Source organism: Marinobacter sp. CHS3-4 (genome assembly GCF_030053415.1).
Classification (GTDB): Bacteria; Pseudomonadota; Gammaproteobacteria; order Pseudomonadales; family Oleiphilaceae; genus Marinobacter.
This window is the reverse complement of record NZ_JASGBJ010000002.1, coordinates 759,145-784,980: the sequence shown is the minus strand read 5'-3', so window position 1 is coordinate 784,980 and position 25,836 is coordinate 759,145. Positions and strand designations below refer to the sequence as shown.

The following is a 25,836-nucleotide window of genomic DNA, read 5'->3' as shown; positions in this document are numbered from 1 at the left end:
ACCCTGTTTTTAACCAATGTGCCCCCTGGGGCCGAGCAGCGCCTGAAGTGAGGCAGCCGGATCGTCACCTGTCATAACCGTGGCTGGCCGGACCCCGGAGGTGCGGAAACAATCATCCAGAACGGCACGATGCTGAGCAACTTTGTCAGCATAGGCGCGCTGAAAGCGGGGATTGCTACCATCGAACCAGACTGGGCCATCGTCACCGGCAATGGCGAAACGCCCGCTGTCCGGCAGTTTCTGTTCCAGAGGATCAACAATGCGCAGGGCGCTGACCGTATTGTGCTTCGCCAGAGCCCCCAACAGTCTGGAGGTGTCGTCGGTGATGTTCATGAAATCGCTGATCACGAAGATTCTGCTGCCGGTGTGGGCCACTCGCCTTGCTTCGCTCAATGCGGTATCCAGTGTGGCATTGGTCGAACCGTGTTCCGCGACTGCCACTTTCTGGCCGCGGATTCGTTGCAGGCTGGCCAGCGTGTCGAGAAATTGCAGCACCGACTTTTTCCGGCGTGCCGGCCGCTGTACCGTCAGTGATTGGCCATCGAACACAATGCCGCCCACCTGATCGCCAGACCAGAGAGCCAGCCAGGCCAGGATGCCAGCCAACTGGGCGCAGCGAACCTGTTTGTAAGCACCGGTGCTGGCAAAAAACAGGCTTGGCCCCAAGTCACACAACAACAATACGGGGCGCTCGCGCTCTTCCTCGTAAAGTTTGGTATGGGGAGACTGCCGACGGGCTGTGACCCGCCAGTCGATACTGCGTATGTCATCACCTGGCTGATACTGGCGTACTTCCGCAAAGGCCATGCCGCGGCCACGGCGAGGCGAGCGTTGCAGGCCGGCCTGCCTTGAACGAACCTGTTTTGCTGCAGGCAGTTTGAGCGCCCTGGCGTCGGCCTGCAGCCGAATCAGCTGGGGCAGGGCAATGTGGGTTGCCGGTTCAGAAGGCGTCATGGTCACAGCCCTCAGGCGGTTACCGGAACTTGTTCGATCAGCCGCTGGATAATGGCGTCGGCGGTCATGCCTTCGGCTTCCGCCTCAAAGGTCAGCAGAATACGATGACGCAAAACGTCGAAAGCGATGGTTCGAACATCATCCGGGCTGACGTAGTCGCGCCCATCCAGCCAGGCATAGGCCCGGGCACAGCGATCCAGAGCAATGGTGCCGCGGGGGCTGGCGCCAAATGCCGTCCAGCGGGCCAGTTCCGGGTCTACCGATTCGGGTGAGCGAGTGGCAAGTACCAGAGCCAGGAGGTACTGCTCAACGGCGTCCGACATGTAGATGTCAGACACTTCGTTGCGAGCCTGGAACACCTGATCCGCCGACACCTTTGTCTCGGCGGCTACCTGGCCCCTGCGATGATCGTTTCTGGCCAGATGAAGAATCGCTTTTTCTGCTTCGGCTGACGGATAGTCGATAACGACGTGCATCAGAAACCGGTCCAGCTGGGCTTCCGGAAGTGGGTAGGTGCCCTCCTGCTCAATGGGGTTCTGCGTGGCCATCACCATAAACAGCTTATCCAGCGGGAAAGTACGCATGCCAACGCTGACTTGCCGTTCGCCCATGGCTTCCAGCAGCGCCGACTGAACCTTGGCCGGGGCGCGGTTGATCTCGTCGGCCAGAACCAGGTTGTGAAAAATGGGGCCGCGCTGGAATTCGAATTGACCGGTTTCAGCGCGATAGATTTCGCTGCCCGTCACATCGGAGGGCAAAAGATCCGGTGTGAACTGAATACGGTGAAAGTCGCCCTCCAGGTGGTCTGCCAGGGCTTTTATCGCTGTCGTTTTTGCCAGGCCCGGGGCGCCTTCAACCAACAGGTGGCCATCGGCCAGCAATGCAATCAGCAAACGATCAACCAATTTTCCCTGGCCGATTATCCTTTTCGCTAACTGAGTTCTCAGATCGCCAAACGTATCCTGTAACGACATGGATGATGCTCACTCCGGTTCGAAAGGTAGTTGTCGTAGGTAGTTGCCGCAGTTTTCGCATCTGAGCGGCAAAAATCAAGGGTTTGACTATCCTTATGTGACGGTCAAACGATTACGTTTCTTTCACACATTCAGAGGTTGACTATGAATGCGATGACAATCGCCAGCAAGGATGATTTTTTCAAGCAGCTGGCTGATGCTTTCGCAGAGAAAATTGCGAAGACTGAGGCGAAGAAAATCACCGATTTCGCAAAGCAGCATTTTGCACACATTCCTCTTGAAGAGCTGGCAAATCGCCGGTTTTCAGATACCTATGGTGGTATTTTGGCGGGCTGGCAGTTTTTGCAAAAACGCCCGCCAGAGGAATCTCCGGTAGCCGTATTCAACCCTGACCTCGAAAGCGACGGATGGCAGTCGACGCACACCGTGATTTTTATCCTGCATCCGAACATGCCGTTCCTGATCGATTCCTTGCGGATTGCCATTAACCAGCGGGAAATCGGAACTCATTCCATTCAGCATTCGATTCTTCAGGTTCAGCGCGATGCCGACGGCAAGTTGAAGAAGCTGTATCCGCCCAAGAAGAAAGTTAGCGATACGGAATACGAAGCGTTCATCGTGCTCGAAATTGATCGCCACAGTAACCCTGATGATCTGAGAAATCTGGAAGAAGTTATCCAGACCATCCTTCACGAAGTTCGGATTGCGGTAAACGATTTCCCGATCGTGACGGAAAAGGTCAATCAGATCAGCAAAGAACTGGAAGAAAATGCGGCATTCATCGAAGACGAAGACAAACAGGAGGCCAAGGCATTTCTCGACTGGCTGGTAAAAGATCACTTTACCTTTCTGGGGTATGACGAGTACGACTTTGTCAAAGACAAAAAAGGCATTGTGGTGCGCCGTGTTGAAAATTCCGAGCTGGGCATTCTGCGGGTCAACAACGAACGACCGGATATGGTGCGGTTGAACGAGCTACCACAAAGAACCCGCCATGAAATGACGCGCACGGATGATATTTTCATTTTTGCCAAGTCCGCCCAGCGTTCGCGAGTGCACCGGCCCGCCTATCCCGATTACATCGCCGTCAAGAAATTCAACGAGAAGGGCGAAGTGGTGGGGGAGCGCCGCTTCCTTGGACTCTATACCTCGCGCGTCTATAACGAACGCCCGGATGAAATTCCCCTGCTCCGGCAAAAGTTCCAGACGGTGATGCGGCGTTCGGGATTCATGAGGGACGACTACGCCGGTAAAGAACTGGATCAGATTCTGACTGTTTACCCACGGGATGAGCTGTTCGAGATTGAACCTTCTGATTTGCTGTCTGTGGCCAAGAACATTCTTTATATCCAGGAGCGTCGGCGCATTGAGCTGTTCATGCGGGAAGACGTGTACGGGCAATTTGTGACCTGTCTGGCCTTTTTTCCGCGGGATATCTACAACACCGAGTTGCGCTTGAAAGTCGAGCAGGTGTTGGTAGAAGCGCTGGACGCAGAAGACATCGAATTCGTAACTCATTTCTCCGAATCGGTTCTGGCCCGCGTTCAATTCACCATCCGCGTCCCCCAGATGGAAAATCGCCAGATTCCCCATCAGGAAATCCGCGAGAAGGTGATTGGACTGGCCCAGTCCTGGCGAGATGGTCTGCTGGAGTCTCTGAACGAAGCCTATGGCGAAGAGCCCGGCAACGAAATGTACCGTCTATATGCGTCGGCATTCCCCGGTAGCTACAAGGAAATGTTCTCGCCTCGCCGCGCAGCGATTGATCTTGAGCACATTGATGAATGCGCTCGTGAGAAGAAACTCACCATGAGTTTTTATCGGGCGCTGGAGGAAGACGAGAGCACGCTGCATTTCAAACTGTTTTTCCCTGACGAAACCCTGCCGTTGTCAGATGTGATGCCCATCTTCGATAACCTGGGTTTCCGGGTTATCGGTGAGCATCCGTTTGAGGTCAGGGATCGTTCGGGCAATGTGGTGTGGATTCATGACTTTACCCTGCAGGCCTACAGCGGGAGAGTTGTGGACATTCATCGGATTCGTCCGATCTTTGAAGATCTGTTCAGCCGGGTCTGGTACGGCGATGCGGAGAACGATGCCTTTAACCGGTTGCTTCTCTCGTCCTACATGAGTTGGCGGGAAATCGCCCTGTTGCGAACCTATGCCCGCTACATGCGGCAGATACGGGTATCCAACAGTCAGACCTTTATCTCCAACACGCTGGTTAACCATGTCGATCTGACGCGCTTGTTGCTGGATTTTTTCGAGGTACGCTTCAACCCCGAACGTTACCAGAGTGCAGGTAAGAGCAAAGCCGCGCAGCAGAAACTGGAAATTGAATTCAACGCGGGCCTGGATGCGGTTGAAAACCTCAGTGAGGATCGGGTGCTTCGGCTGTACATCGAACTGATGCAGGCGACATTGCGCACCAATTACTATCAGCCCGATGGCGAGGGCAATACCAAGCCCTACATCAGCGTGAAATTTGATCCCCATAAAATTCCGGACATGCCGCTGCCAAAGCCCATGTTCGAGATATTCGTCTATTCACCCCGAGTGGAAGGTGTTCATCTTCGTGGCGGCAAGGTTGCCAGGGGTGGTCTCCGGTGGTCTGATCGCTTTGAGGACTATCGCACCGAAATCCTCGGCCTGGTAAAGGCACAGCAGGTGAAAAACGCGGTTATCGTGCCTGTTGGGGCCAAGGGTGGGTTTGTTGCCAAGCGGCTTCCTGACCATTCCGATCGCGAAGCCTTTCAGGCAGAAGGTATCGAGGCCTACAAGACGTTTATCCGTGGTCTGCTGGATATCACCGACAATCTGATTGAAACAGGTATCAAACCGCCGGAGTCGGTAGTTCGTCACGACGACGATGATCACTACCTGGTGGTGGCCGCCGATAAAGGCACAGCCACCTTCTCGGACATCGCCAACGGCTTGTCAGCCGATTATGGCTTCTGGATGGGTGATGCCTTTGCATCAGGTGGCAGTAACGGGTATGACCATAAGAAGATGGGGATCACGGCCCGTGGTGCCTGGGTATCGGTGGAGCGCCATTTCCGGGAGTTGGGTATCAATCCGGCGCTGGATGAATTTACCGCCATCGGCATTGGCGACATGGCCGGTGATGTGTTCGGCAACGGCATGTTGTCTTCAGAGAAAACCAAACTGGTGGCCGCCTTTAACCACATGCACATCTTTATTGATCCATCCCCGGATGCGGCCAAGAGTTATAAAGAACGCAAACGTCTGTTCGAGCTTCCCCGCTCGTCCTGGACCGATTACGACACCAAGTTGATTTCGAAAGGCGGCGGCGTCTTCAACCGCAGCGCCAAGTCCATTCCGGTGAGCCCGGAGATGAAAAAACTGCTGGGCATCAAGTCCGACCGTGTGCCGCCGAATATGCTGATTACCCATATCCTCAAGTCCCAGGTGGATCTGTTGTGGTTTGGCGGCATTGGCACCTACGTCAAAAGCAAGGCTGAAAGCCATGGTGACGTTGGCGACAAGGCGAACGACGCGTTGCGCGTCAATGGTTCCGAGCTTCGCTGCAAGATCGTGGGTGAAGGCGGTAACCTGGGTATGACTCAGAATGGGCGGATCGAGTTTGCCCTCCGCGGCGGCCGGTTGAATACGGACTTTATCGATAACTCCGGTGGCGTGGATTGCTCGGACCATGAAGTGAACATGAAGATCCTGCTCAATCAGGCCGTCCAGATGGGTGACCTGACGGCCAAACAGCGCAACCAGATGCTGGAGGAAATGACTGACGATGTCGCCCGTCTGGTGCTGAAAAACAATTACCGCCAGGCTCAGGCGATCAGCATTGCCAGTGTCGGTGCGGCTAACCGTCTGGAAGAATACCGTCGGCTGATGAACACCCTGGAGTCAGAGGGCAAGCTGAACCGTAGTCTGGAATTCCTGCCAGAGGATGAGGTGCTCTCAGAGCGCAAGTTTGACAAGAAGGGGCTGACACGGCCGGAGCTGTCAGTATTGATTTCCTATGTGAAGGGCGACCTGAAGCAGACGTTGATCGACAGCTCATTGCCCGATGAGCCCCTTCTTGCTGGCGAAATGTACAAGGTGTTTCCGAAGGATCTTACCCGCAAGTTCTCGAAAGAGCTGGGCGAGCACCAATTGCGCCGTGAAATCATTGCGACCCAGATTGCCAATGACATGGTCAACCACATGGGGATCACCTTTGTGGAGCGGCTGAAGCAATCCACGGGCGCTGATTCGGCGTCTGTCGCGCTAGCCTGGATCATTGCAAGGGATGTTTTCCGCCTGGATACCTGGTGGGACAAGATCGAATACCTGGATTATTTCATCCCGGCCTCGCTCCAGATTGAGTTGATGAACGACCTCATGCGTCTGATCCGCCGGGCCGTACGCTGGCTGCTGCGCAATCGCCGCGCCGAGCTCAGCATCCAGAGCCATATGGAGCGGTTCGCGGATAACGTCTGGATGATTACTGCCGATTTGCCTGAATATCTGGGTGAGCAAGCCAGAGCCGACTGGAAGCGTCGTTATGACGAACTGGTTGAGGCAGGGCTGCCAGAGGAGCTGGCGTCGGTGGTATCCGGCACCAACTACCTGTACTCCTCTCTGGGCATTATTGAAGCTCACGAGGCCACCGGTATGCCTCTGAAAACTGTGGCGAATCTGTATTATGACCTGGGTGACAAACTCGATCTCAACTGGTTTGCCAAAGCCATTGCCGATCTGGTTCCGGCCTCTCACTGGCAGGCATTGGCACGGGAAAGCTTCCGCGAGGATCTGGACTGGCAACAGCGTGCTTTGACCACCGGTGTGCTGAAAATCGCCGGCAAGCCTGACGATGTGGTTGCCTGTGTTGACGGCTGGATGGCGCGTCATCGCGCTTTGATTGATCGCTGGAAAACCATGTTGTCAGAGCTCAAAAGCGTACGTGAGCCAGAATACGCCATGTTCTCAGTGGCTTTGAGGGAACTTCTGGATCTGGCCCAAACCACGATGCATACACAGCACGATGAAGTTGTCGGCGAAGCCGAGTGAACGCTGCGTTACCTCGGTTGTGCGCGTACAATGGCGGTTCTGATGGACCGATAGAGGGTGAGTGAATGGGCCAGCTGGATTCGTTGCTGGAAAAAAACAGGGAATGGGCTGACGCTATCAAGGAAGAAGACCCGACGTTCTTTCAGAAATTGTCTGAACAACAGGCGCCGGAGTACTTATGGATTGGCTGCGCCGACAGCCGGGTTCCGGCCAATCAGATCGTCAATTTGATGCCTGGTGAGCTATTCGTTCACCGTAACGTCGCCAATGTGGTGGTGCACACTGACTTCAATTGTTTGTCGGTGTTGCAGTTCGCCATCGACGTGCTCAAGGTGAAACATGTGCTGGTGGTTGGCCACTATGGTTGCGGCGGTGTGAAGGCGGCCCTGAACAACGAGGGCTTTGGCCTGATCGCCAACTGGTTGCGACATGTCCAGGACGTGAGAGACAAATACCTTGATGTGCTTGAAGACGTTTCTGCGGAGCAGGACAGGGTAGACCGGCTTTGTGAGCTGAACGTGGTGGAGCAGGTCAATCACGTTTGCCAGAATAACATCGTTCAGGAAGCCTGGAAGCGTGGGCAGAAGCTGACGGTTCACGGTTTTGTATACGACCTCAAAGATGGTCTGTTGCGCGATATGGGTCTGCATATAGGCTCGGATGGCGATAAAGATGAAATCAGACAAAGCAGTGTTGAAGCCCTGGTTTCGCGACCAGTCCGCTCGGGGCGTCAAAAATAGCGACACAAATGGTGTCAAATTCTGTCAATAATTCGTGACGAGCGTCACTTGGTGACCCTCGGCGGCATCACAGAAGTGGGTTTGCTCCGTTGTTACACTGTCGGTGTAGCAATTGAGGAGAAGCACCATGCGAGAGATGATGCAGAAAGCGCTGAGCGCGATGAACGCACGCAAAGCCGAAAAAGTGTCTGCTAAGTATCGTCGCCCTGCGAATACATCGGCACCGGCTACTGCCTCGGAAGACTGGGGTATGTCACCGGAAGAAGCCCTGAAAGCAGGCATGGTCTCCGGCTACAAATAGCTCCAGAGAAATCCCCCTTTGGCGCCGCCGTTCTCCTGACGAGATCTGGCGGCGTATTTCGTTAACTCCGTATTCGGTTTAGAGTATCCCGAATTTTGTGTGGCCTCGATAGGCCCTCTGCGCCGGGGTGCTCTGCATAATGTCCGCTTTACCCAATTCCCACGAAGCCCTGCTACGAAATCGCCACTGCCTGCTCGGTCGCCTCGCTATTCTCGGGATCAGTGATCCGGGCCTGCTGACTGAGCTGCCGCAAGGTGGGTTGGTCATGTCCGAACATGCGGGCCTTTACGAGCGCCTGGCGTCGAATGCATCCTGGACGGCGGCGTTTGGCTACGGCGACTCCTCGCTGATCCGTGAGGTTGCCGATACCATCGTTATTTTTGTGCCGAAGTCGCGAGCCGAATTGTCCATGCGTCTTTCTCTGGCGCTTGGATTGGTAAAAAGTGGCGGTCGATTGCTGTTGGTTGGCGAGAAAAAGGAAGGGATCGCCGGAGCCGTAAAGCAATTGCGTGAGCGCCTCCCTCAAGCTGAGAAAATTGACAGCGCCAGGCATTGCCAGGTCTGGCTGGCGGATGGTGTGGCGCCCGGCGCTGAATTCCAGGTGGCGAACTGGGTGACGTGGCATCACGTCCAGAGTCATGGTGTTCGCCTGGATGTTGCGGGCTTGCCAGGCATATTCAGCGATGGTGAGTTGGACGCAGGCACTGAACTGTTACTGGACACCCTTGCTGAAATTCCGCCAGTTGCCGGACGTATACTGGATTTTGCCTGCGGCGCCGGAGTGATTGGTGCCTGGCTTCAAGGTTATCAGTCCCTTCATTCACTCCCTGTGACGCCCGTCGACGGTATGGATGTGCAATTTCAGGCGGTGGCGTGCGCCCGTAAAACCTTTGACCGAGCGGGCGCGAACGGAACCATTACCGCGTCCGATGGGCTGGCCGAGGTTGATGCAAAATACGGTGCAGTGGTGACCAATCCGCCATTCCACTCGGGGATTCGTACCGATACGTCAGTCGCTGAGGCTTTTTTTAAAGAGGTTAGAAGCGTCCTGCAGTCTGGTGGTGAGCTACGTGTCGTTGCCAATCGGTTTCTGCCCTACGAGCCGTTGATCCGGCGTTACATCGGGCCAGCGAAAGTGCTTGCAGAGAACACAAGATTCATTGTCTGGTCTGCGATAAAACGATAGGACAAAAAAAAGCCCCTGGGGTGAGGGGCAAAAGTTTGTGTCCTGAACAAAGGACCAAACGAAAGGGGTAGAGTCGAGGCAGTTACTGGTCGTTCGCAGTCTCTGCATCGGCCGCTTTGCGACCTGTCAATTCACGAATTTGCACGAAAAAGCGGCGGGCTTCGGCTTCGGCGCGCTCGCGGGCGCTACTGACCTTGGGCATGACCTCGGTTTCAAAGGTTTTGCCGGCCTGGTCATAGGCATAGGCCGTCAACATGTTCGCATTCCACCACAGCTTCTTGCGCAGATCGTAAGTGGCGAAATCCAGATTCAGGGTCAGGTCCCGGAACGTTGGGTTCTTGCTGCGGATCTGGGCGATCACGTCCTTCAACGAACGCTCTTCTTCCAGGGATACGCCCAGTCCGTTAAGTACCTTGCGAAGTTCGCCAGACGCGCGGTCTACCTGTGGGCGAAGCTGAGCGTCGTAGCGTTTTTTGAGGGAATCGGAAATCATAAACAGCCTCTGTGTTGCGGTTAAATATCATTGGGGCCAAGGTTAGGGTTAATTTCTAGAATAATCAGCCTAGAATGACGGTCCTTGATATCGGGGACTAAAAAGAGAGCCAATAAGATCGATATGTCCGATGACAGATTAAGGATCGGTGGCAGGGAGCTGTCGATCCGCCGCCCTCATGGCGGCTCCCGGGGGCTGAGAGGCTGGGATGCGGCAGATGAACTGCTGATCGAGCAGGCGCTGGCGCATTTGTCTGGCAAAGCACCTCAAAAATTGCTGATCCTCGACGACCAGTTCGGTGCCATCTCGCTCGCACTGAAGAACTACGCGTCAGTTTGCGTTGCAGACAGCGCTACCCTTTCATCCGCCATGCAGCTGAACGCGGAAGGCCCACCATCCCCTGTTGATAGCTGGTTGACGCCGCCGGATGGCAAATTTGACCTGGTGGTGATGCGAATTCCCCGGCAGGCCGATTATCTGGCCTGGTTGCTGAGATGGGTCAATCAGCGCCTCACTTCACAGGGGGTCATCATTGCTGGTGGAATGATCAAACATCTACCGGACCGAAGTGCCGATGTTTTTCGAGAGCTGGTTTATACCCGAACCGTGTGCCCCGCCAGAAAGAAGGCCCGAGTCATTCTTGCAGAGCCCGGTACTGCAACGCTCGACGACTGGTCGGATCTCTGGCGAGGCTATCCGCTGTCGGATACGGGGCCCGAGATAGAAGCTCTGCCAGCGGTTTTCTCTCGTCGTAAACTCGATATTGGCACGCGTGAACTTCTGCCTCTTGTGCAACAGGCGTCGAGAACTCTTGAGCCGGGTGGCCGCGTTCTTGATCTGGCGTGCGGTAACGGTGTGTTGGGGTTGTCGGCACTGATACAGCGGCCGGATCTTCATGTGACGTTCTCGGACGTATCGAGCCAGGCATTGCTCAGTGCGCGGCACAATCTCGAGCGGGCTCTGCCCGAGTCAGAGGCTGAATTCATTCATTGTGATGGCGCACCGGAGTCGTTGGGGGAGTTTGATTTGATCCTGCTGAATCCGCCCTTCCATGAAGGCGGAGTCGTTGGAGATCACATTGCTCTGAGGCTGTTCGAAATGTCGGCTCGAAGGTTGGCTCCGGGCGGGCGTTTACTGATGGTCGGTAATCGCCATCTGGGTTATCACCAGAGCCTTAAGCGGTCGTTCAAACGGGTTCGGCAACTGGCGGCGTCCCCCAAATTCGTTGTGTTTGAAGCCAGCCGTCAAGAGGCGGGGCGGTCATAGCCCATACGAGCCAGTGTGTCGACGATGGTCTGGGTCTGGCTGTCGATTTCAATATTCACCTGTTCTCCGACGGCGGCGTCGGCAAAGGTTGTTGCACGAAGGGTTTCCGGAATCAAATGGATGTTGAACTGATTGCCGGTAACCTCACCAATCGTCAGGCTGGCGCCATTGATGGCGATATAGCCCTTGGGGAAAATGTACTTCGACCAGGTCTCTGGAACTTCAAAAGTCAGGGTGCAATTGTTTTCCGGGCGATCGATGGCGGTAATTCTGGCCGTGGTATGCACGTGGCCTGACAGCAAGTGACCACCAATTTCATCACCAATTCGGGCGGCGCGTTCGAAATTGATACGATCGCCAACCGACAGGTTGCCGAGTGTCGTCAATCCAAGGGTTTCCTGCATGGCATCAAAGAACAGCAGGTCTTTCTCCTGGCGAGTGACTGTCAGACAGGTGCCGTTTATCGACACAGAGGCGCCAATGGTGACGCCTTCGAGCTGATGGGGAGGGAAACGTATGGCGAAACTGCTAAGGCCTGTAGCGGTTTTGATATCATCGACCACCGCAACACCCTGAACTATGCCTGTGAACATGCAAACTCCCATTAAGAGGATATGGCACCGGCGCCTTTTAAGCTTTGGGTTTGAATCGGGGAAGGATACCGGCCGACCAGAACTCTGCCAAGCGGGTTTTGTGCAGAACCGTTCAATCAGGATCAGCGACTGAGCTCTCAAGAATTGGCCCTTTTGGCCGATGGATCGTGTATGGCAGAAAACAGAAGCTCTTCAAACAGACAGGCAAAAGCTTCCCCCGACCAACCATTGTTGCGTCAAGGGCGGTCGGCCGATCCTGTGCCTGAAGAAGACAGGCAAGAGGCTCCTGACGCAACGGCCAGAATTCCCGCGAAGGGTGAGGGTGATGAAGCCAGCGTGCCTGCTGATGCGACCGGTGAGGCCCCCACGGATTCGAACGACGAACGGGTGACGGCGGTAGAGAAAACGATTGCCGAGTCCCGTCAGAGGAAGCTCCGGTTGATGCTTCGGCAGTGTGATCGGGTCATGCTGATGGATTTCGACATACTTGCGATGCCAGGTTGGCCCGATAATTATACCGTTGCCGTGGCCAGGCGCAGCCGGGACATCTGGTTATTTTGCACGCTGGTTGCAGCCATTACTTTTCTTAGCGGCATGACCGGGTTTGTTCCTGCCTGGATTGCCGGTGGCGGGTTTGGTGCCTTTGTTATTTTGCTGCTCTTTGGCTTGCCCGCCATTCGCGGCTTGATAACCCGGCGTCCCTCCTACCTCGACCTGATCATCAAGCGACGTCGAATGCTACAGGATGCCCGCAAACATATAGCCCATCTTGAGGGCGCAGAGGGGCTTGTCTGGCAATGTGCCCGCCTGGCCGAATTCAATGCGTCATTGAGAGCAACCCGCTATAGCGAGCTGCGGGCATTGTCAGAGCGCCGAGCGGTGCCGAAACACATAACCCGCCGGGAGCACGTCAGGCTTTATCTGATGTATCTGCTCGAGGCTGAAAAGGCCTACGGGCGGGCTGAAAAGGCATTTTTCGAGGGACATCAGCAAGCCCTGGATCAGGGCTGGGAATCGGTGGCCGCACGTTCCGAGGGCAGTGCTTGACAGAATCAACTATCAAACGTATGTTTGAAACAGACGTTTGGTAGAGGCGCTGAAAAACTATGGCTCAGTCTGATACGGTTGACCGCATACTGGATGCTGCTGAAGAGCTTTTCGCAGAGCGAGGTTTCTCTGAAACATCTTTGCGGATGATTACCAGTAAGGCTAAGGTAAATCTGGCTGCTGTCAATTATCACTTTGGTTCAAAAAACGCGCTGATTCATGCAGTTTTTGCCCGCTTTCTTACGCCATTCTCCTCGACACTCGAAACGGCTTTCAACAACCTTGAAGAACGCTGTGATGGTCAGCCGCCAACCCTGAATCAAACGCTGTGGGCACTGACAGAAAGTGCGGTGCGCATGCCCCAACGCAACGAAAAGGGGATTTCGATCTTTATGCGTCTGCTGGGCCTTGCCTATACCCAATCCCAGGGGCATCTGCGCAAATTTCTGGAGCAGGAATACAGCCAGCCGTTCAGCCGTTTCATGCGTTTGCTGAAAGAGTCTACACCGCAGTTGTCCGCCGTTGATCGTTACTGGCGTATCCAGTTCATGCTTGGCGCCACTGCATTCACCATGTCCAGCAGTGATGCTCTTCGAGATATTTTGCAGAACAAGCTTGGCGTGGAAACCACGGTTCAGGAAATTGCTGCACGACTCGTTCCTTTCCTTGCTGCAGGCATGCAGGCCGAAGACCCGCTTTTGATGATGCCGACATTCGGAAAGACCTCGGTTGCCTGATTACCTTCTACTCGGTTAGTCTTCCCCTCTGCTCAAATTTCCGGGAGGCTGACTACGCATGCCGAATGATCCTGCCAGGGAATCTTTCCCGCGACTGGAAATCAGCCTGGATCAGCAGACTCTGACCCTTTGGCTCGAAAACCAGGCTGAACCTGTCACTTATCCGATTTCGTCTGCATTGAATGGCGCCGGAGAGCTGAATGGCAGCGGCTGCACCCCCAGAGGAAAACACTACATCCGGGCGATGATCGGTGACGGACAACCACTGAATTCCGTGTTTGTCGGCCGCCGTCCCACCGGCGAGATTCTGACCCCGGAATTGTCTGAACAGTACCCGCAGCGGGACTGGATTCTGACCCGTATTCTCTGGCTCTGTGGTTGTGAGCCCGGCAGAAACCGCCTTGGTCAAGTCGATAGTTTTCGGCGTTTCATCTACATTCATGGCACGCCCGAATCGGAGCCGATGGGTATTCCAAGATCCCATGGGTGTATCCGAATGAGAAACCACGATGTTATCGCACTGTTTGAACAGGTTCGTGCAGGCACATCCGTAACCATTACCTGAGCCCTTGAACGAGAACGCTAATGCTAGAAGAAACACCTGCCATTGTTGACACCATGATTCAGGACTGGAGTTTGTTGTCTGAAAGTTGGCGGGTAGCGCTCGTTATTTTTGGCCTGGTCTTTGGCACCGCTGTTGTTGCCTATCTTGCCAGCCTGCTTGTGGGTGTGCTTGAAAAGAAATTCAGCCGATCCAGCAACCTCTGGGATGACGCTTTTCTGCACGCCTTGCGCAAGCCTGTGGTCGGGTTCGTTTGGCTTCAGGGCGTCTATTGGGCGGCAGAGGTTGCATACAATTATTCCGAAGCGGAAGTTTTCAAGGTCAACGACTCCATTTTGGAGCTTGGCTTTATCTGGATTTTTGTCTGGACCCTGCTGCGCCTGATCAAACAGGTAGAAGAGATCCTCATTTCTCCGGTGAAGATGCAGACGCCGATGGACTACACCACGGTGAACGCAATCAGCAAGCTTTCGCGCGCCGCTTTGATCATTACTGCTGTCCTGACTGCCATGCAGTCGCTGGGCTACAGTATTTCCGGTGTGCTTGCTTTCGGTGGTGTCGGTGGTATTGCCGTGGGTTTTGCGGCCAAAGACCTGCTGGCGAATTTCTTTGGCGGATTCATCATCCATCTGGATCGCCCGTTCAAAGTGGGCGACTGGGTAAGATCGCCAGACCGCAACATTGAAGGCACCGTCGAGCATATCGGTTGGCGCCTGACCACCATCCGAACCTTTGATAAGCGCCCGCTGTATGTTCCGAACGCGGTATTCACCACCATTGCTGTGGAAAACCCGTCGCGAATGTTCAATCGGCGAATCTACGAGACCGTCGGTATCCGGTATGCCGATGTGAGCCAGATGCCCACTATCGTGGCGAGCATCCGGCGCATGCTTGAGAACCACGATGACATCGACGCCGGACAGACCTTGATCGTGAACTTCCAGGCGTTCGGTCCTTCGTCACTGGACATCATGGTTTATACCTTCACCAAAACCGTAGATTGGGTTACGTACCATAAGGTGAAGCAGGACGTGCTCCTTAAAATCAGTGGCCTGATTGAAGAGCAGGGGGCAGAAGTTGCCTTCCCGACTCGTACATTGCACATTGCGGATCGCCTGGCGGAGCGAGACGGCGGTCATCAGACCGAAGGCAGTCCGACCTCCACCGGGCAGTCCGGATCTGGGCCAGAAAAGGGGGCATCGTCGCAACGGCCTTCCGCTGGCGAAACACTCCATCAGGAGCACGGAGAAAGTGATGAAGCGTGAAACTGCCGCTCCCGTCGGTATCATTGGTGGTACCGGCCTCACCACGCTTTCTGGCCTTCAGATTACCGGGCAGCGCGAGGTTTCTACCATCTGGGGGACACCTTCCTCCTGCCTGTCAGAGGGCGTAATTGGCGGTCAGAAGGTGGTTTTTCTGGCCCGACATGGTGATCCGCACCGTATTCCTCCACACAAAGTGAACTATCGGGCCAATGTGCAGGCCCTTTACGATGCCGGTGTAAGAACCGTGGTTGGCGTCAACGCTGTGGGTGGTATCCATCAGGAGATGGGGCCCGCCAGAATTGTGATCCCCGACCAGCTGATTGATTACACCTGGGGCAGGGCCAGCACGTTCTTTGAAGAAGATCTGACCCACACGACTCACATTGATTTCACCCATCCGTATTCTGCAGAGGCCAGGGCTATCCTGGTGGAAGGCGCCCGCTCGGCAGGATTGTCGGTGTCGGATTTTGGCGTCTATGCCGCCACCCAGGGTCCGCGTCTGGAAACTGCCGCAGAAATCGTAAGGCTGGAAAGGGATGGTTGTGACCTTGTGGGCATGACCGGCATGCCCGAGGCCGTTTTAGCTGCGGAACTGGGCATGAATTACGTTTGCCTGGCACTGGTGGTGAACTGGGCGGCCGGTAAAACCGATCAGATCATCACCATGGCAGATATTGAGGCTGCCATCGACGAGGGAATGTCTGGAGTCAGGCGTATTCTGGAAGTGTCTATGGCGCCGCTTGGGGCTCTGACTCACCCGTAGTCGTTTCGCCGGTCAAACCCAGCGCCCGGATCAGTGGGGCGGCATCTTCCGGCTCGATTTTCTTGAAGAAAATCAGCACACCCAGTGTTGGCGAATCCAGAAAATGCACTTCCTCGCTTCGCATCCGGCGGGTTTCCTTGATCCAGGTCAGCAATTCGGCGCGCGGCCAATTCAGCCCTGCGATTAACTCCCGTTCCCTGACTTCCGGCTCTGATGCACCATCCGAATCTGATGGTGCCTCTGTCTCGGTCGCAGCATCGCTGGCTTCTTCGGATTCAGAGGCTTCCTCAGGTTCCGGCGGTTTGATGGCAATACGCGGAAGAGGGGGGCGCGACGGTGTTTCAGCATTCAGGTCGATACCCAGGGAGTTAGGGGTCTCGGGTTTCGGTAACCAATGGTTGAGCTGAACATCCACATGCAGGTATCGCTGGCGGTCGATGGTGATGTGGCCCTGAACATCGGTGTGCTCGGCACCGGGCAGCCAATCGCCAATCGTGACCCACATGGTCTCGCCTTTGAAATCAGGAGGGAACGCTTGATACCAACCCTCTGCCAGCAGGACGCGATATCGTCCACTTTGGGTCAGGCGACGCACCGCATCCTGTAAATGCAGTTCTTTTTTGGGGACAAGTTTCAGCGTGGTGGTCGATTCTCCGTTTTCGCCGGTATGCCTGAGCACCTCTCCCGCCTTCAGATCGGGTGGGGCGGGCAGGCGGTCAGACATTTTTTCTTCAACCTGATCAGGTTCGATCTTGCGTTCGATAATCACAAACTCGGCGCGGTAGAAGTCTTTGGCGAGGGTTTCCTGTTCAGGCGTCAGGGCTGGCGGATTGTCTGCCTCGGGGGTTCGCGCGCTGTCCGGGCTTGCTGGGTTTTCTGTGCTTTCAGAGCCCTCCTGCCCATAGGCAGCGCCTGCAAAGGCCAGACAAGCAGTTATCATCAGAAACTGGAATCCACGTGTTCGTCGACCGGGCGTTTGCAAGATACTGGCTCCACTCATTAGCTGATCATCGTGTTTGCGGCTCAAGAAAGTCACCGCCACAGGCAAGCTGGCTGAGGGTTCAGCCCGCCAGTTGCCCGAGCATGTCGGAAACGCCGTCGAGTTTACCACTGGTTGATGCATCCTTCAGCCGGAAACGGAAAGTGTTCGCGCCGTCCAGCCGATAGTCGTTGGGTGCGGATTGCACTTTTTTAACCAAAACCAGCGGGTCTACCGGTGTTGAATTACCAAACTCGAAGCCTGCCCATTCCTTGCCGGCGTCTATTTTCGTGATCCCCAGGGCCTCTGCCTGAATTCTGAGTTCCGACTGACGCATCAGGTTTTTTGCCGGTTCCGGTAATAGACCGAACCGATCGATCATCTCTACCTGTAGTTCTTTTAATGCGTCTTTGCTATCCACGCTGGCAATTCGCTTGTACAGCATCAGGCGATTGTGAACGTCAGGCAGATAGTCGTCCGGAATCAAGGCAGGTATTCGGAGGTTCATTTCAGTACCGTGACTCAGCGGCAGTTCGGCATTTGGGGTTCTGCCTTCCCGGATAGCCTGGACAGCCTCGTCCAGCAACTGCATGTACAAGGTAAAGCCAATGCTTTCGATTTGGCCGCTTTGCTCTTCGCCAAGTAGCTCGCCCGCGCCGCGTATTTCCAGGTCATGGGTGGCCAGCATAAAGCCAGCTCCCAGATCCTGCGCCTCTGAGATGGCTTCCAGACGCTTCTTTGCATCCGACGAAATGGATTTTGGTGGCGGTGTCAGCAAATAAGCGTAGGCCTGGTGGTGTGAGCGCCCAACACGCCCGCGAAGCTGGTGAAGCTGGGCCAGGCCAAATTTGTCTGCCCGCTCGATAATAATCGTGTTTGCGCTGGGAATGTCGATGCCGGTCTCGATGATGGTGGTGCACACCAGAACGTTAAACCGTTTGTGGTAAAAGTCCGACATGATCTGTTCCAGTTCCCGCTCCCGCATCTGACCGTGGGCTACACCGACGCGCGCCTCAGGAATCAGTCGACGCAGATCTTCCGCGGTTTTCTGGATCGTTGAGACGTCGTTATGCAGGAAGTACACCTGACCGCCCCGCAGAACTTCCCGCAAAATAGCTTCTTTGACCATGGCCTCGTCGCGCTGACGCACAAACGTTTTCACCGACAAACGCCGGGCCGGTGGCGTGGCGATGATCGACAGGTCGCGCAAATGGCCCATGGCCATGTTTAAGGTTCTGGGAATAGGGGTTGCCGTCAGGTTCAGCATGTCCACTTCGGCCCGGAGGGCTTTTAGTTTCTCCTTCTGCTGAACGCCGAATCGGTGCTCTTCGTCGATGATGACCAGGCCCAGGTTCTTGAACTTGATGTCGCCCTGAAGCAGCTTGTGGGTGCCGATGACGATGTCGGCTTTGCCTTCCTCAATGGCCTTCATGGCTTTGGTGGTTTGACCGCCACTGCGGAATCGGCTGAGCAGTTCAATGCTGACGGCGGTATCCGAGAAGCGGTCCCGGAAGGATTCGTAATGCTGTTGGGCCAGAAGTGTCGTAGGCACCAGCACCGCCACCTGTTTGCCGGAATAGGTGGCCATAAAAGCTGCTCGCATGGCCACTTCGGTTTTGCCGAAGCCCACATCGCCGCACACCAGCCGGTCCATGGGTTTTTCGCTGACCATATCCTCGAACACCGACTCGATAGCCAACTGCTGATCGGGCGTTTCCTCGAACGGAAAGCCTGCTGCGAACGCGCGATACGCTTCTTTTGGGTCATCAAACGAGAACCCTTTGCGCGCCTCCCGACGGGCGTAAACATCCAGCAATTCGGCAGCGGTATCCCGGATTTTCTCCAGAGCTTTCTGTTTGGCGTTACTCCAACGCTCGGTGCCCAGTTTGTGAAGCGGCGCGTGGTCGACGTCAGAGCCTGTGTAGCGGGAGATCAGGTGCAGGCTGGACACCGGCACATAGAGTTTTGAGCCGCCTGCGTATTCCAGCATCAGAAACTCGCTGGCTTCACCTTCCACGGTGATGGTTTCAAGGCCCTGGTAGCGGCCTACGCCGTGATCAATATGCACCACTGGTGCGCCAATGCGCAGTTCGGAGAGGTCTCTGTAACCCGCGTCGTCCTGTTCGGTTGGCTTTTGGCGCCGACGTCGTTGCAGCACTCGTTCGCCAAACAGGGCGGTTTCGGTGATCAGTGTCAGTTTTTGTTGTGGCAGCACCAGCCCCAGTTCCATGGGTGCGATGGTGATACCCAGATGGCAGGCATCGTCAGTCAGGAATTCCTGCCAGCTGTCCAGGGTCTGCAGGTTCAGATTCTGGTCGGCCAGAGTGTCGATCAGTGCTTCACGACGGCCGGAGGATTCTGCACAGATCAGTACCCGGCCTTCAAACTCCTGGAGAAAACGTTTCAGGCGGCCGGAGGGGTCAGCCGCTCTGCCATCCATCGCGATATCGGGCAGAGACTCGGTCTGGCAGTTAACGGCCCCGGCGCCGTCTGCTGGCTCGCTGCTCATGGTGACTCGTGGATAGCGCTTGAGCAGTCCAAACAGTTCGTCGTCTTTCAGGAACAGTTCCGAAGGTGGCAGGATCGGGCGCAAACGGTCGTGTCGGCGATCCTCGTAGCGGGCTCGGGTGTCAGCAGTAAACTGTTCAGCCGCCGCATGAAGGCCCTCGGCGGTGAATACCAGCGTCTCTTCCGGCAGGTAATCGAACAGGGTTGCTGTCTGGTCAAAAAACAGCGGCAGATAGTACTCAATGCCTGGAGGGGTGATGGCCTGGGTAACGTCCTGATAGATGGGCGCTTCTTTGTCGGCGTGTGGAAATGCCTCAAACCAGCGGTTTCGAAAGCCGGAACGAGCCTCTTTATGCCATGGAAACTCATTGGCGGGCAGAAGCTCAACTTTCTCGATGCGATCTATGGAGCGTTGGGTTTCCGGGTCAAACGTACGCAGGGTTTCAATTTCGTCATCGAAAAGATCGATTCGGTATGGCTTTGTGGCGCCCATCGGGAAAATATCGAGGATCGCGCCCCTTACGGCGTATTCCCCATGCTCGTAAACGTTATCAGAGTGACGGTAACCGGCAGCTTCAAGCTGCAGGCGCCAGGAATCGATGTGCAGCGATTGGCCGACCTCCAGCAAGAGGGTGTTGCCTTGCAGATAGCTGACGGGAGGCAGCCGATGCATCAGCGTTCGGGCGGGAACCACCAGTACGCCGTGTTGAGTCGACGGTAACCGGTGCAGTGCGCGGATGCGCCGGGACGTAATATCCTGGTGCGGCGAAAACAGATCGTAGGGCAGGGTTTCCCAATCCGGCAGCGACAATAATTCCAGCCCGTCGGTGGTAATGGCTGCTTCGTCTTCTTCTGTTGGCAAACCCAGATAGAAGCGCATGGCCTGCTCGAGGCGGATCGCTTCGTCTGTGTTTCGGGTGATTACCAGCGTCAGTCCCTGGTGTTCGCGGGCACTTTCACAAATCGCAAGTGCGTCGCTGCTGCCATGCAACTGGCCCCACTGCCGGTGGTCTGCCGGTTTTTCCGGTGCGGGCGGGGCAACCAGTCGGGGGTTTAAGCTGGGTTTCGAATCACCATGAATCATAATTGGTGCAGAACTCCTGAAAGATATCTGGCGCCTGAATAGTAAGCAGCGAGCGGCGTATTCTAACGGGCGACCGTGGTGCTGTCATGACAGTTAAGCCGAGCCTACGAACTCCGGGACAGTTCGTATTTGCTGTGGAGGCAATTCCGTTGGATAATGTGCGCCCAATTTTGCAGACGTTCCAATAGTAGAGGTTCAAGCGTGAGTCACGAACAGATCAATCAGCACCTGTCTAACTGGACGGAAAGAGAATCCACTGCGGAAGCGATGATTCCGATTATCGGTCGACTCTACCGAAAGAATAATGTGGTGACGTCCGTCTATGGCCGTGCCGTGATCAATCAGGGGGTGATCGACATCATCCGCGCGCATCGTTTTGTGCGTCAGGTTGAAGACAGCGAGCTGTCTGTTCACGACACTCTGCCCATCCTGCAAGCCATGGATAAAATGGACCTGGGTCGTGGCCACGTTGATATCGGCAAACTGGCGGTCAAGTTCAAAGAAGTCGGTGGATCTCTTGAGGACTTCCTGAAAGAGGAAATCGGGCCGATCGTTGGTCAGTATCAGTCCCAGTCGGCAGAGGACGCGGAGAAAGATACCAAAGACGTCGTGCTTTATGGCTTCGGTCGGATTGGTCGTCTGTTGGCTCGCATCATGATTGAAAAAGCGGGTGGCGGTAACAATCTCCGGCTGCGTGCGATTGTGGTTCGCCAGGGTGGTGCAGACAACGATCTCGAAAAGCGTGCCAGTCTGCTGCGCAGGGACTCCGTACATGGGCCGTTTAACGGCACCATCACCGTTGATGAAGAGAACTCCGCACTTGTTGCCAACGGCAACTTTATCAAGGTGATTTATTCGCCGGGCCCCGATCAGGTGGATTACACCCAATACGGCATCAATAACGCCATTGTTATCGATAATACCGGTATCTGGCGCGACGAGGCCGGCCTTGGTCTGCACCTGAAATCCAAAGGCGTCAGCCGCGTGATTCTAACCGCGCCAGGCAAGGGCGATATCAAGAACATCGTTCATGGAATCAACAACGACTGGATTACCGAGGACGATCGCATTCTGTCTGCAGCCTCCTGCACAACCAACGCTATCACGCCGGTTCTCAAGGCGATTCAGGATGAGTACGGGATCGAAGATGGCCACGTTGAAACCGTGCACTCTTACACCAATGACCAGAACCTGATCGACAATTACCACAAAGGTAGCCGTCGCGGCCGTAGTGCGCCTCTGAACATGGTAATTACCGAGACAGGCGCGGCGAAAGCGGTCGCCAAGGCGCTGCCGGAATTGAAGGGCAAGCTGTCTGGCAACGCGATCCGGGTTCCGACTCCGAACGTGTCCATGGCCATTCTGAACCTGAACCTGCAGAAAGACGTGACCGTCGAAAGTGCAAACGACTACTTGCGGGATATGGCGCTTCACTCCGAGCTGCAGAAGCAGATTGATTTCGTGAACTCGCCAGAAGTGGTTTCGACGGATTTCGTTGGTTCCCGGCATGCCGGTGTTGTCGACGCTCAGGCCACTATTGCCAACGGCAAGCGTCTGATCCTCTATGTATGGTATGACAACGAAGCCGGTTACAGCGCGCAGGTGATTCGCGTGGTCAACCAGATGGCTGGCGTGGACTATCCGATTTTCCCGAAGCGGGTACGCGGCTGATTTCAGCCTGATAATCGGTCTAAATAGAACCCCGGGCCTTTACGTCCGGGGTTTTTTTATGCCTGAAATGCCACTGGGCGAATTACGTTTGGCGACAAACTAGGCGGGGTTTCTGGTGGAAATAGTGTTCCGTAAACTCTATAATTGGCGCGATTTTGGGTACGTCTGGCACCCGCTTCCCATGACCTCCTGCAGTCGAATGTCTGGCTTGTTTTAGCCTGGGCATCCTTCACTGTGGTTCTGCCCACCGGATTCTCCGGACAGGGGGCGGGCCGCAGGGGTCGGGCGTTAAAATCCATCGAACAGTTTCTGATGATTGGATGAGGCTAATGATCAAGATCAAAAAAGGCCTGGATCTTCCCATCAGCGGCGCTCCTGAGCAGACCATAGATGAAGGCAATACCGTTCGCCACGTGGCGTTGATCGGTTTTGACTACAACGGCATGAAGCCCACTATGGCTGTATCAGAGGGAGATCGCGTTAAGCGCGGTACGCTGCTGTTTACGGATAAGAAGACCGAAGGCGTTCGTTACACATCACCGGCAGCCGGTGTCGTCAAGGAAATCAATCGCGGTGAACGCCGTGTTTTCCAGTCCATTGTGATTGAGATCGATGGCGACGACGCGGAATCTTTTGCCCGCTATGATGAATCTGATATTGCGTCTCTCGAGCGCCAGCAGGTTGTTGATAACCTGGTGGAATCCGGCTTGTGGACCACTTTCAAGACCCGGCCGTACAGCAAAGTGCCGGAGATCGATTCAGCGCCCAACTCAATTTTTGTGTCAGTAATGGATACCAATCCACTGGCCGCCGATCCAACCGTCATTATCGGTGAGAACAAAGCGGCCTTCGAACGTGGCTTGCGTATCCTGACCAAACTGACCAACGGTAAGGTGTTTGTATCCGGCAAGCCGGGTTCAGACGTGCCGGTGCCGGAGTCCGACTCCGTAGAAGTCCAGCAATTCGACGGCAGGCATCCGGCCGGCAACGTTGGCACCCATATCCACTATCTTGACCCGATTGTAGGTGACAAGGTGGTTTGGAGTATTGGTTACCAGGATGTCATCGACATTGCGAAACTGTTCCAGACCGGTGAGCTGCCGGTTGACCGCATTGTTGCGGTTGGTGGCCCCAAGGCCACCAAGCCACGCCTGCTGCGTACCCGTATCGGTGCGAGCCTGACGGAACTTCTGGACGGTGAAATTGCCACAGACTGCGAAGTTCGTACGATTTCCGGCTCTGTCTTCGGTGGTCGCCGCGGTGATGGCCCATGTGCCTACCTTGGACGCTTTGCGAACCAGATTTCTGTTCTGGAAGAAGGCTACAAGCGCGAGTTCATGGGGTGGCTGTCGCCCGGGCCGAACAAGTTCTCGGTTCTGAATATCTATCTGTCCAAACTCACGAAGGGCAAATTGTTTAACTTCACCACCACGACCAATGGCAGTGAGCGTGCCATGGTTCCGGTAGGTGCTTACGAGCAAGTGATGCCTCTGGATATTCTGCCGACTCAGCTACTGCGGTCACTGATCGTTGGCGACACAGAAACGGCGCAACAGTTGGGTGCATTGGAGCTGGACGAAGAGGATCTGGCGCTCTGCACTTTCGTGTGCCCGGGCAAATACGAATACGGTCCGATTCTGCGCCAGAATCTGACCCGAATCGAGATCGAGGGTTAACTGATGGCAATTCGACAGTTTCTCGATGGCATCGAGCACCACTTTGAAAAGGGTGGCAAGTATGAGCGCTGGTATGCGCTCTATGAAGCAATCGATACCATTTTCTATACCCCCGGTAAGGTAACTTCCACTACTTCTCATGTGCGTGATGGCGTCGACCTGAAACGCATCATGATCACGGTGTGGATGTGTACCTTCCCGGCCATGTTCTTTGGCATGTGGAACATCGGTTTCCAGGCCAACAGCTTCCTGGCGGAAAATCCGGATGCCCTGATGGGCGACGGTGGCCTCCGTACGGCCTTTATCGCAGCCCTGGCGGGTAACGATCCGTCCAGCATCTGGGATAACTTCGTTTATGGCATGGCGTATTTTGTGCCGGTATACGCGGTGACGTTCATCGTGGGTGGCTTCTGGGAAGTGCTGTTCGCTACGGTTCGCCGCCACGAAGTGAACGAGGGCTTCTTCGTGACTTCGGTACTCTTCGCGCTGATTTGCCCGCCGACCATCCCGCTCTGGCAGGTGGCTCTGGGCATCACCTTCGGCGTGGTGATCGGTAAGGAAGTTTTCGGCGGTACTGGCAAGAACTTCCTGAACCCGGCGCTGACTGGTCGTGCGTTCCTGTATTTCGCCTATCCGGCGCAGATTTCCGGTGACACGGTATGGACCGCGGTTGATGGCTTCAGCGGCGCAACCTCACTCAGCTGGGCTGCAAGCGGCGGCGTTGAGGCACTGGAAAGCCAGATTGGCTGGATGTCCGCATTCATGGGCACCATCCAGGGTTCCATGGGTGAAACGTCGACTCTGGCGGTGCTTATCGGGGGGGCGATATTGTTGCTGATGAAGATCGCCTCTTACCGCATTGTAGGCGGTGTTCTGATCGGTATGATCGGGATGTCGATGTTGCTGAATGCCGTTGGCTCGGACACCAATCCGATGTTTGCGGTACCTGCTCACTGGCATCTTGTGATGGGCGGTTTTGCGTTCGGCATGATGTTCATGGCGACCGATCCGGTATCTGCCGCCATGACCAACACCGGTCGCTGGTGCTTCGGTATCCTGGTTGGCGTTATGACCGTCCTGATCCGAGTGGTTAACCCGGCGTTCCCGGAAGGCATTATGCTGGCCATCCTGTTCGCCAACCTGTTCGCTCCGCTGATGGACCATTACGTGGTTCAGGCCAATATCAAACGGAGGCTTGCACGTGGCTAAACCAAAAGAAACCGTCTCCAGAACGTTAATGGTGGCACTGGTACTGAGTATTGTGTTCTCAGTAGTCGTGTCCACCGCTGCGGTTTTGCTGCGTCCTGCGCAGGTTAAAAACCAGAATCTGGATATCCGTTCGAATATTCTTTCTGCCGCCGGCATGCTCGAGCCGGGCGCCAGCGCGGAAGAAATCGAAGAGACTTTCTCTCGCTTCGAAGTGCGTCTTCTTGACCTGGATACCGGCGAATACGTTGAACCCAGTGCCGTGGGCGTTACAGACCCGATGAAGTACGACATGTACAAGGCAGCGTCTGACCCGGCCATGTCGACAAACATTCCGTCGTCGGAAGACAAGGCAGGCATCAAGCGTCGTCCGAATGTTGCCAAGATTTTCACCCTGAGTGAAAACGGCAAGCTCAAGCGCGTCGTTCTGCCGGTTCACGGTTACGGCCTCTGGTCGACCCTCTACGGCTTTATGTCGCTGGAAGGTGACGCGAATACCATTGAAGGCCTGGGCTTCTATTCTCACGCGGAAACTCCGGGCCTGGGCGGCGAAGTCGATAATCCACGCTGGAAAAAGCAGTGGGTTGGCAAGGAGGTCTACGGCGACAATCTGGATGAACCGCAGATCAAACTCGTCAAAGGTGGTGTGAGTGCCGACGCTGCGGACAAAGAGCACAAGATCGACGCTCTGTCCGGTGCGACGCTGACAAGCCGCGGGGTTCAGCAACTGGTCAACTACTGGATGGGTGACCGTGGCTACGAAACCTATCTGAAAAAACTTCGCCAAGGGGAGGTCTGAT

At 55.3% G+C, this 25,836-nt stretch carries 20 protein-coding genes; 14 read left to right on the top strand and 6 right to left on the bottom strand.

All coding sequences use genetic code 11. From position 1 onward, the window contains the following. Nucleotides 1-9 precede the first annotated feature (9 nt). Nucleotides 10-954 (bottom strand): DUF58 domain-containing protein, encoded by a 945-nt coding sequence (locus QLQ17_RS11535; RefSeq protein ID WP_283209723.1) that lies wholly within the window; start codon nt 952-954, stop codon nt 10-12. 11 nt (nt 955-965) lie between these two features. Beyond that, complete coding sequence (locus QLQ17_RS11530; protein ID WP_283209722.1) at nt 966-1,928, bottom strand: AAA family ATPase; 963 nt, start codon at nt 1,926-1,928, stop codon at nt 966-968. Nucleotides 1,929-2,072: 144 nt separating this feature from the next. Between QLQ17_RS11530 and QLQ17_RS11525 the strand changes: the two genes are divergently transcribed. The 4 genes from QLQ17_RS11525 (at nt 2,073) to QLQ17_RS11510 (ending at nt 9,186) form a co-directional block, all read left to right on the top strand. Beyond that, nucleotides 2,073-6,959 (top strand): NAD-glutamate dehydrogenase, encoded by a 4,887-nt coding sequence (locus tag QLQ17_RS11525; RefSeq protein ID WP_283209721.1) that lies wholly within the window; start codon nt 2,073-2,075, stop codon nt 6,957-6,959. Between the two features lie 65 nt (nt 6,960-7,024). Beyond that, a complete protein-coding gene (gene can, locus QLQ17_RS11520) occupies nt 7,025-7,699 on the top strand; it encodes a carbonate dehydratase (RefSeq protein ID WP_283209720.1) in 675 nt (224 codons plus the stop codon). 127 nt (nt 7,700-7,826) lie between these two features. Then, entirely contained in the window at nt 7,827-8,000 is a 174-nt protein-coding gene (locus QLQ17_RS11515) for a hypothetical protein (RefSeq protein ID WP_283209719.1), read from the top strand. Between the two features lie 139 nt (nt 8,001-8,139). Then, a complete protein-coding gene (locus QLQ17_RS11510; protein ID WP_283209718.1) occupies nt 8,140-9,186 on the top strand; it encodes a class I SAM-dependent methyltransferase in 1,047 nt (348 codons plus the stop codon). An 82-nt stretch (nt 9,187-9,268) separates the two neighbouring features. Here QLQ17_RS11510 and QLQ17_RS11505 read toward each other — a convergent pair whose 3' ends face one another. After that, nucleotides 9,269-9,679, bottom strand: coding sequence for a hypothetical protein (locus QLQ17_RS11505; RefSeq protein ID WP_283209717.1), 411 nt, complete (start codon nt 9,677-9,679; stop codon nt 9,269-9,271). Nucleotides 9,680-9,802: 123 nt separating this feature from the next. On the opposite strand from QLQ17_RS11505, the gene QLQ17_RS11500 reads away from it, so the two are divergent. Next, entirely contained in the window at nt 9,803-10,945 is a 1,143-nt protein-coding gene (locus tag QLQ17_RS11500) for a class I SAM-dependent methyltransferase (RefSeq protein WP_283209716.1), read from the top strand. Here QLQ17_RS11500 and QLQ17_RS11495 read toward each other — a convergent pair. Beyond that, nucleotides 10,924-11,538, bottom strand: a complete 615-nt coding sequence (locus QLQ17_RS11495) for a riboflavin synthase subunit alpha (RefSeq protein ID WP_283209715.1) — start codon at nt 11,536-11,538, stop codon at nt 10,924-10,926. The genes QLQ17_RS11500 and QLQ17_RS11495 overlap by 22 nt on opposite strands. A 171-nt stretch (nt 11,539-11,709) precedes the next feature. On the opposite strand from QLQ17_RS11495, the gene QLQ17_RS11490 reads away from it, so the two are divergent. Genes QLQ17_RS11490 through QLQ17_RS11470 form a run of 5 tightly spaced genes read left to right on the top strand, consistent with a single transcriptional unit; the run spans nt 11,710 to nt 15,912 of the window. Further along, on the top strand, nt 11,710-12,585 hold the full coding sequence (locus QLQ17_RS11490; RefSeq protein WP_283209714.1) for an MFS transporter: 876 nt from the start codon (nt 11,710-11,712) through the stop codon (nt 12,583-12,585). Between the two features lie 59 nt (nt 12,586-12,644). Beyond that, on the top strand, nt 12,645-13,322 hold the full coding sequence (locus QLQ17_RS11485) for a TetR/AcrR family transcriptional regulator (RefSeq protein WP_283209713.1): 678 nt from the start codon (nt 12,645-12,647) through the stop codon (nt 13,320-13,322). 58 nt (nt 13,323-13,380) lie between these two features. Next, entirely contained in the window at nt 13,381-13,887 is a 507-nt protein-coding gene (locus QLQ17_RS11480; RefSeq protein ID WP_283209712.1) for a L,D-transpeptidase, read from the top strand. A gap of 20 nt (nt 13,888-13,907) precedes the next feature. Beyond that, nucleotides 13,908-15,149, top strand: coding sequence for a mechanosensitive ion channel family protein (locus QLQ17_RS11475; RefSeq protein ID WP_283209711.1), 1,242 nt, complete (start codon nt 13,908-13,910; stop codon nt 15,147-15,149). Then, a complete protein-coding gene (locus tag QLQ17_RS11470; protein WP_283209710.1) occupies nt 15,139-15,912 on the top strand; it encodes an S-methyl-5'-thioinosine phosphorylase in 774 nt (257 codons plus the stop codon). Before QLQ17_RS11475 ends, QLQ17_RS11470 begins: the two co-directional genes overlap by 11 nt. Here QLQ17_RS11470 and QLQ17_RS11465 read toward each other — a convergent pair. Both QLQ17_RS11465 and mfd read right to left on the bottom strand, forming a co-directional pair. Next, nucleotides 15,878-16,852, bottom strand: a complete 975-nt coding sequence (locus tag QLQ17_RS11465; protein ID WP_283209709.1) for a CsiV family protein — start codon at nt 16,850-16,852, stop codon at nt 15,878-15,880. The genes QLQ17_RS11470 and QLQ17_RS11465 overlap by 35 nt on opposite strands. Before the next feature lie 121 nt (nt 16,853-16,973). After that, nucleotides 16,974-20,483: a transcription-repair coupling factor gene (gene mfd, locus QLQ17_RS11460; RefSeq protein WP_283209708.1), complete on the bottom strand. Its 3,510-nt coding sequence runs from the start codon at nt 20,481-20,483 to the stop codon at nt 16,974-16,976. 201 nt (nt 20,484-20,684) lie between these two features. Between mfd and QLQ17_RS11455 the strand changes: the two genes are divergently transcribed. The 4 genes from QLQ17_RS11455 to QLQ17_RS11440 all read left to right on the top strand — a co-directional run bounded on the left by QLQ17_RS11455 (nt 20,685) and on the right by QLQ17_RS11440 (nt 25,835). Further along, on the top strand, nt 20,685-22,154 hold the full coding sequence (locus QLQ17_RS11455) for a glyceraldehyde-3-phosphate dehydrogenase (RefSeq protein WP_283209707.1): 1,470 nt from the start codon (nt 20,685-20,687) through the stop codon (nt 22,152-22,154). A 329-nt stretch (nt 22,155-22,483) separates the two neighbouring features. Continuing rightward, complete coding sequence (locus QLQ17_RS11450; RefSeq protein ID WP_283209706.1) at nt 22,484-23,830, top strand: Na(+)-translocating NADH-quinone reductase subunit A; 1,347 nt, start codon at nt 22,484-22,486, stop codon at nt 23,828-23,830. A gap of 3 nt (nt 23,831-23,833) precedes the next feature. Next, nucleotides 23,834-25,039, top strand: a complete 1,206-nt coding sequence (locus QLQ17_RS11445) for an NADH:ubiquinone reductase (Na(+)-transporting) subunit B (RefSeq protein ID WP_283209705.1) — start codon at nt 23,834-23,836, stop codon at nt 25,037-25,039. Continuing rightward, nucleotides 25,032-25,835: a Na(+)-translocating NADH-quinone reductase subunit C gene (locus tag QLQ17_RS11440; protein ID WP_283209704.1), complete on the top strand. Its 804-nt coding sequence runs from the start codon at nt 25,032-25,034 to the stop codon at nt 25,833-25,835. Before QLQ17_RS11445 ends, QLQ17_RS11440 begins: the two co-directional genes overlap by 8 nt. Nucleotide 25,836: the final 1 nt, after the last annotated feature.

What these genes read in the sequence shown, in the direction of transcription:
- QLQ17_RS11500 (WP_283209716.1), top strand. Translation starts at nt 9,803, where the DNA reads ATGTCCGATGACAGATTAAGGATCGGTGGCAGGGAGCTGTCGATCCGC.
- QLQ17_RS11475 (WP_283209711.1), top strand. Translation starts at nt 13,908, where the DNA reads ATGCTAGAAGAAACACCTGCCATTGTTGACACCATGATTCAGGACTGG.
- QLQ17_RS11490 (WP_283209714.1), top strand. Translation starts at nt 11,710, where the DNA reads ATGGCAGAAAACAGAAGCTCTTCAAACAGACAGGCAAAAGCTTCCCCC.
- QLQ17_RS11535 (WP_283209723.1), bottom strand. Translation starts at nt 954, where the DNA reads ATGACGCCTTCTGAACCGGCAACCCACATTGCCCTGCCCCAGCTGATT.
- QLQ17_RS11465 (WP_283209709.1), bottom strand. Translation starts at nt 16,852, where the DNA reads ATGATAACTGCTTGTCTGGCCTTTGCAGGCGCTGCCTATGGGCAGGAG.
- QLQ17_RS11495 (WP_283209715.1), bottom strand. Translation starts at nt 11,538, where the DNA reads ATGTTCACAGGCATAGTTCAGGGTGTTGCGGTGGTCGATGATATCAAA.
- QLQ17_RS11515 (WP_283209719.1), top strand. Translation starts at nt 7,827, where the DNA reads ATGCGAGAGATGATGCAGAAAGCGCTGAGCGCGATGAACGCACGCAAA.
- QLQ17_RS11530 (WP_283209722.1), bottom strand. Translation starts at nt 1,928, where the DNA reads ATGTCGTTACAGGATACGTTTGGCGATCTGAGAACTCAGTTAGCGAAA.
- QLQ17_RS11525 (WP_283209721.1), top strand. Translation starts at nt 2,073, where the DNA reads ATGAATGCGATGACAATCGCCAGCAAGGATGATTTTTTCAAGCAGCTG.
- QLQ17_RS11450 (WP_283209706.1), top strand. Translation starts at nt 22,484, where the DNA reads ATGATCAAGATCAAAAAAGGCCTGGATCTTCCCATCAGCGGCGCTCCT.
- QLQ17_RS11505 (WP_283209717.1), bottom strand. Translation starts at nt 9,679, where the DNA reads ATGATTTCCGATTCCCTCAAAAAACGCTACGACGCTCAGCTTCGCCCA.
- mfd (WP_283209708.1), bottom strand. Translation starts at nt 20,483, where the DNA reads ATGATTCATGGTGATTCGAAACCCAGCTTAAACCCCCGACTGGTTGCC.
- QLQ17_RS11470 (WP_283209710.1), top strand. Translation starts at nt 15,139, where the DNA reads ATGAAGCGTGAAACTGCCGCTCCCGTCGGTATCATTGGTGGTACCGGC.
- can (WP_283209720.1), top strand. Translation starts at nt 7,025, where the DNA reads ATGGGCCAGCTGGATTCGTTGCTGGAAAAAAACAGGGAATGGGCTGAC.
- QLQ17_RS11445 (WP_283209705.1), top strand. Translation starts at nt 23,834, where the DNA reads ATGGCAATTCGACAGTTTCTCGATGGCATCGAGCACCACTTTGAAAAG.
- QLQ17_RS11480 (WP_283209712.1), top strand. Translation starts at nt 13,381, where the DNA reads ATGCCGAATGATCCTGCCAGGGAATCTTTCCCGCGACTGGAAATCAGC.
- QLQ17_RS11510 (WP_283209718.1), top strand. Translation starts at nt 8,140, where the DNA reads ATGTCCGCTTTACCCAATTCCCACGAAGCCCTGCTACGAAATCGCCAC.
- QLQ17_RS11485 (WP_283209713.1), top strand. Translation starts at nt 12,645, where the DNA reads ATGGCTCAGTCTGATACGGTTGACCGCATACTGGATGCTGCTGAAGAG.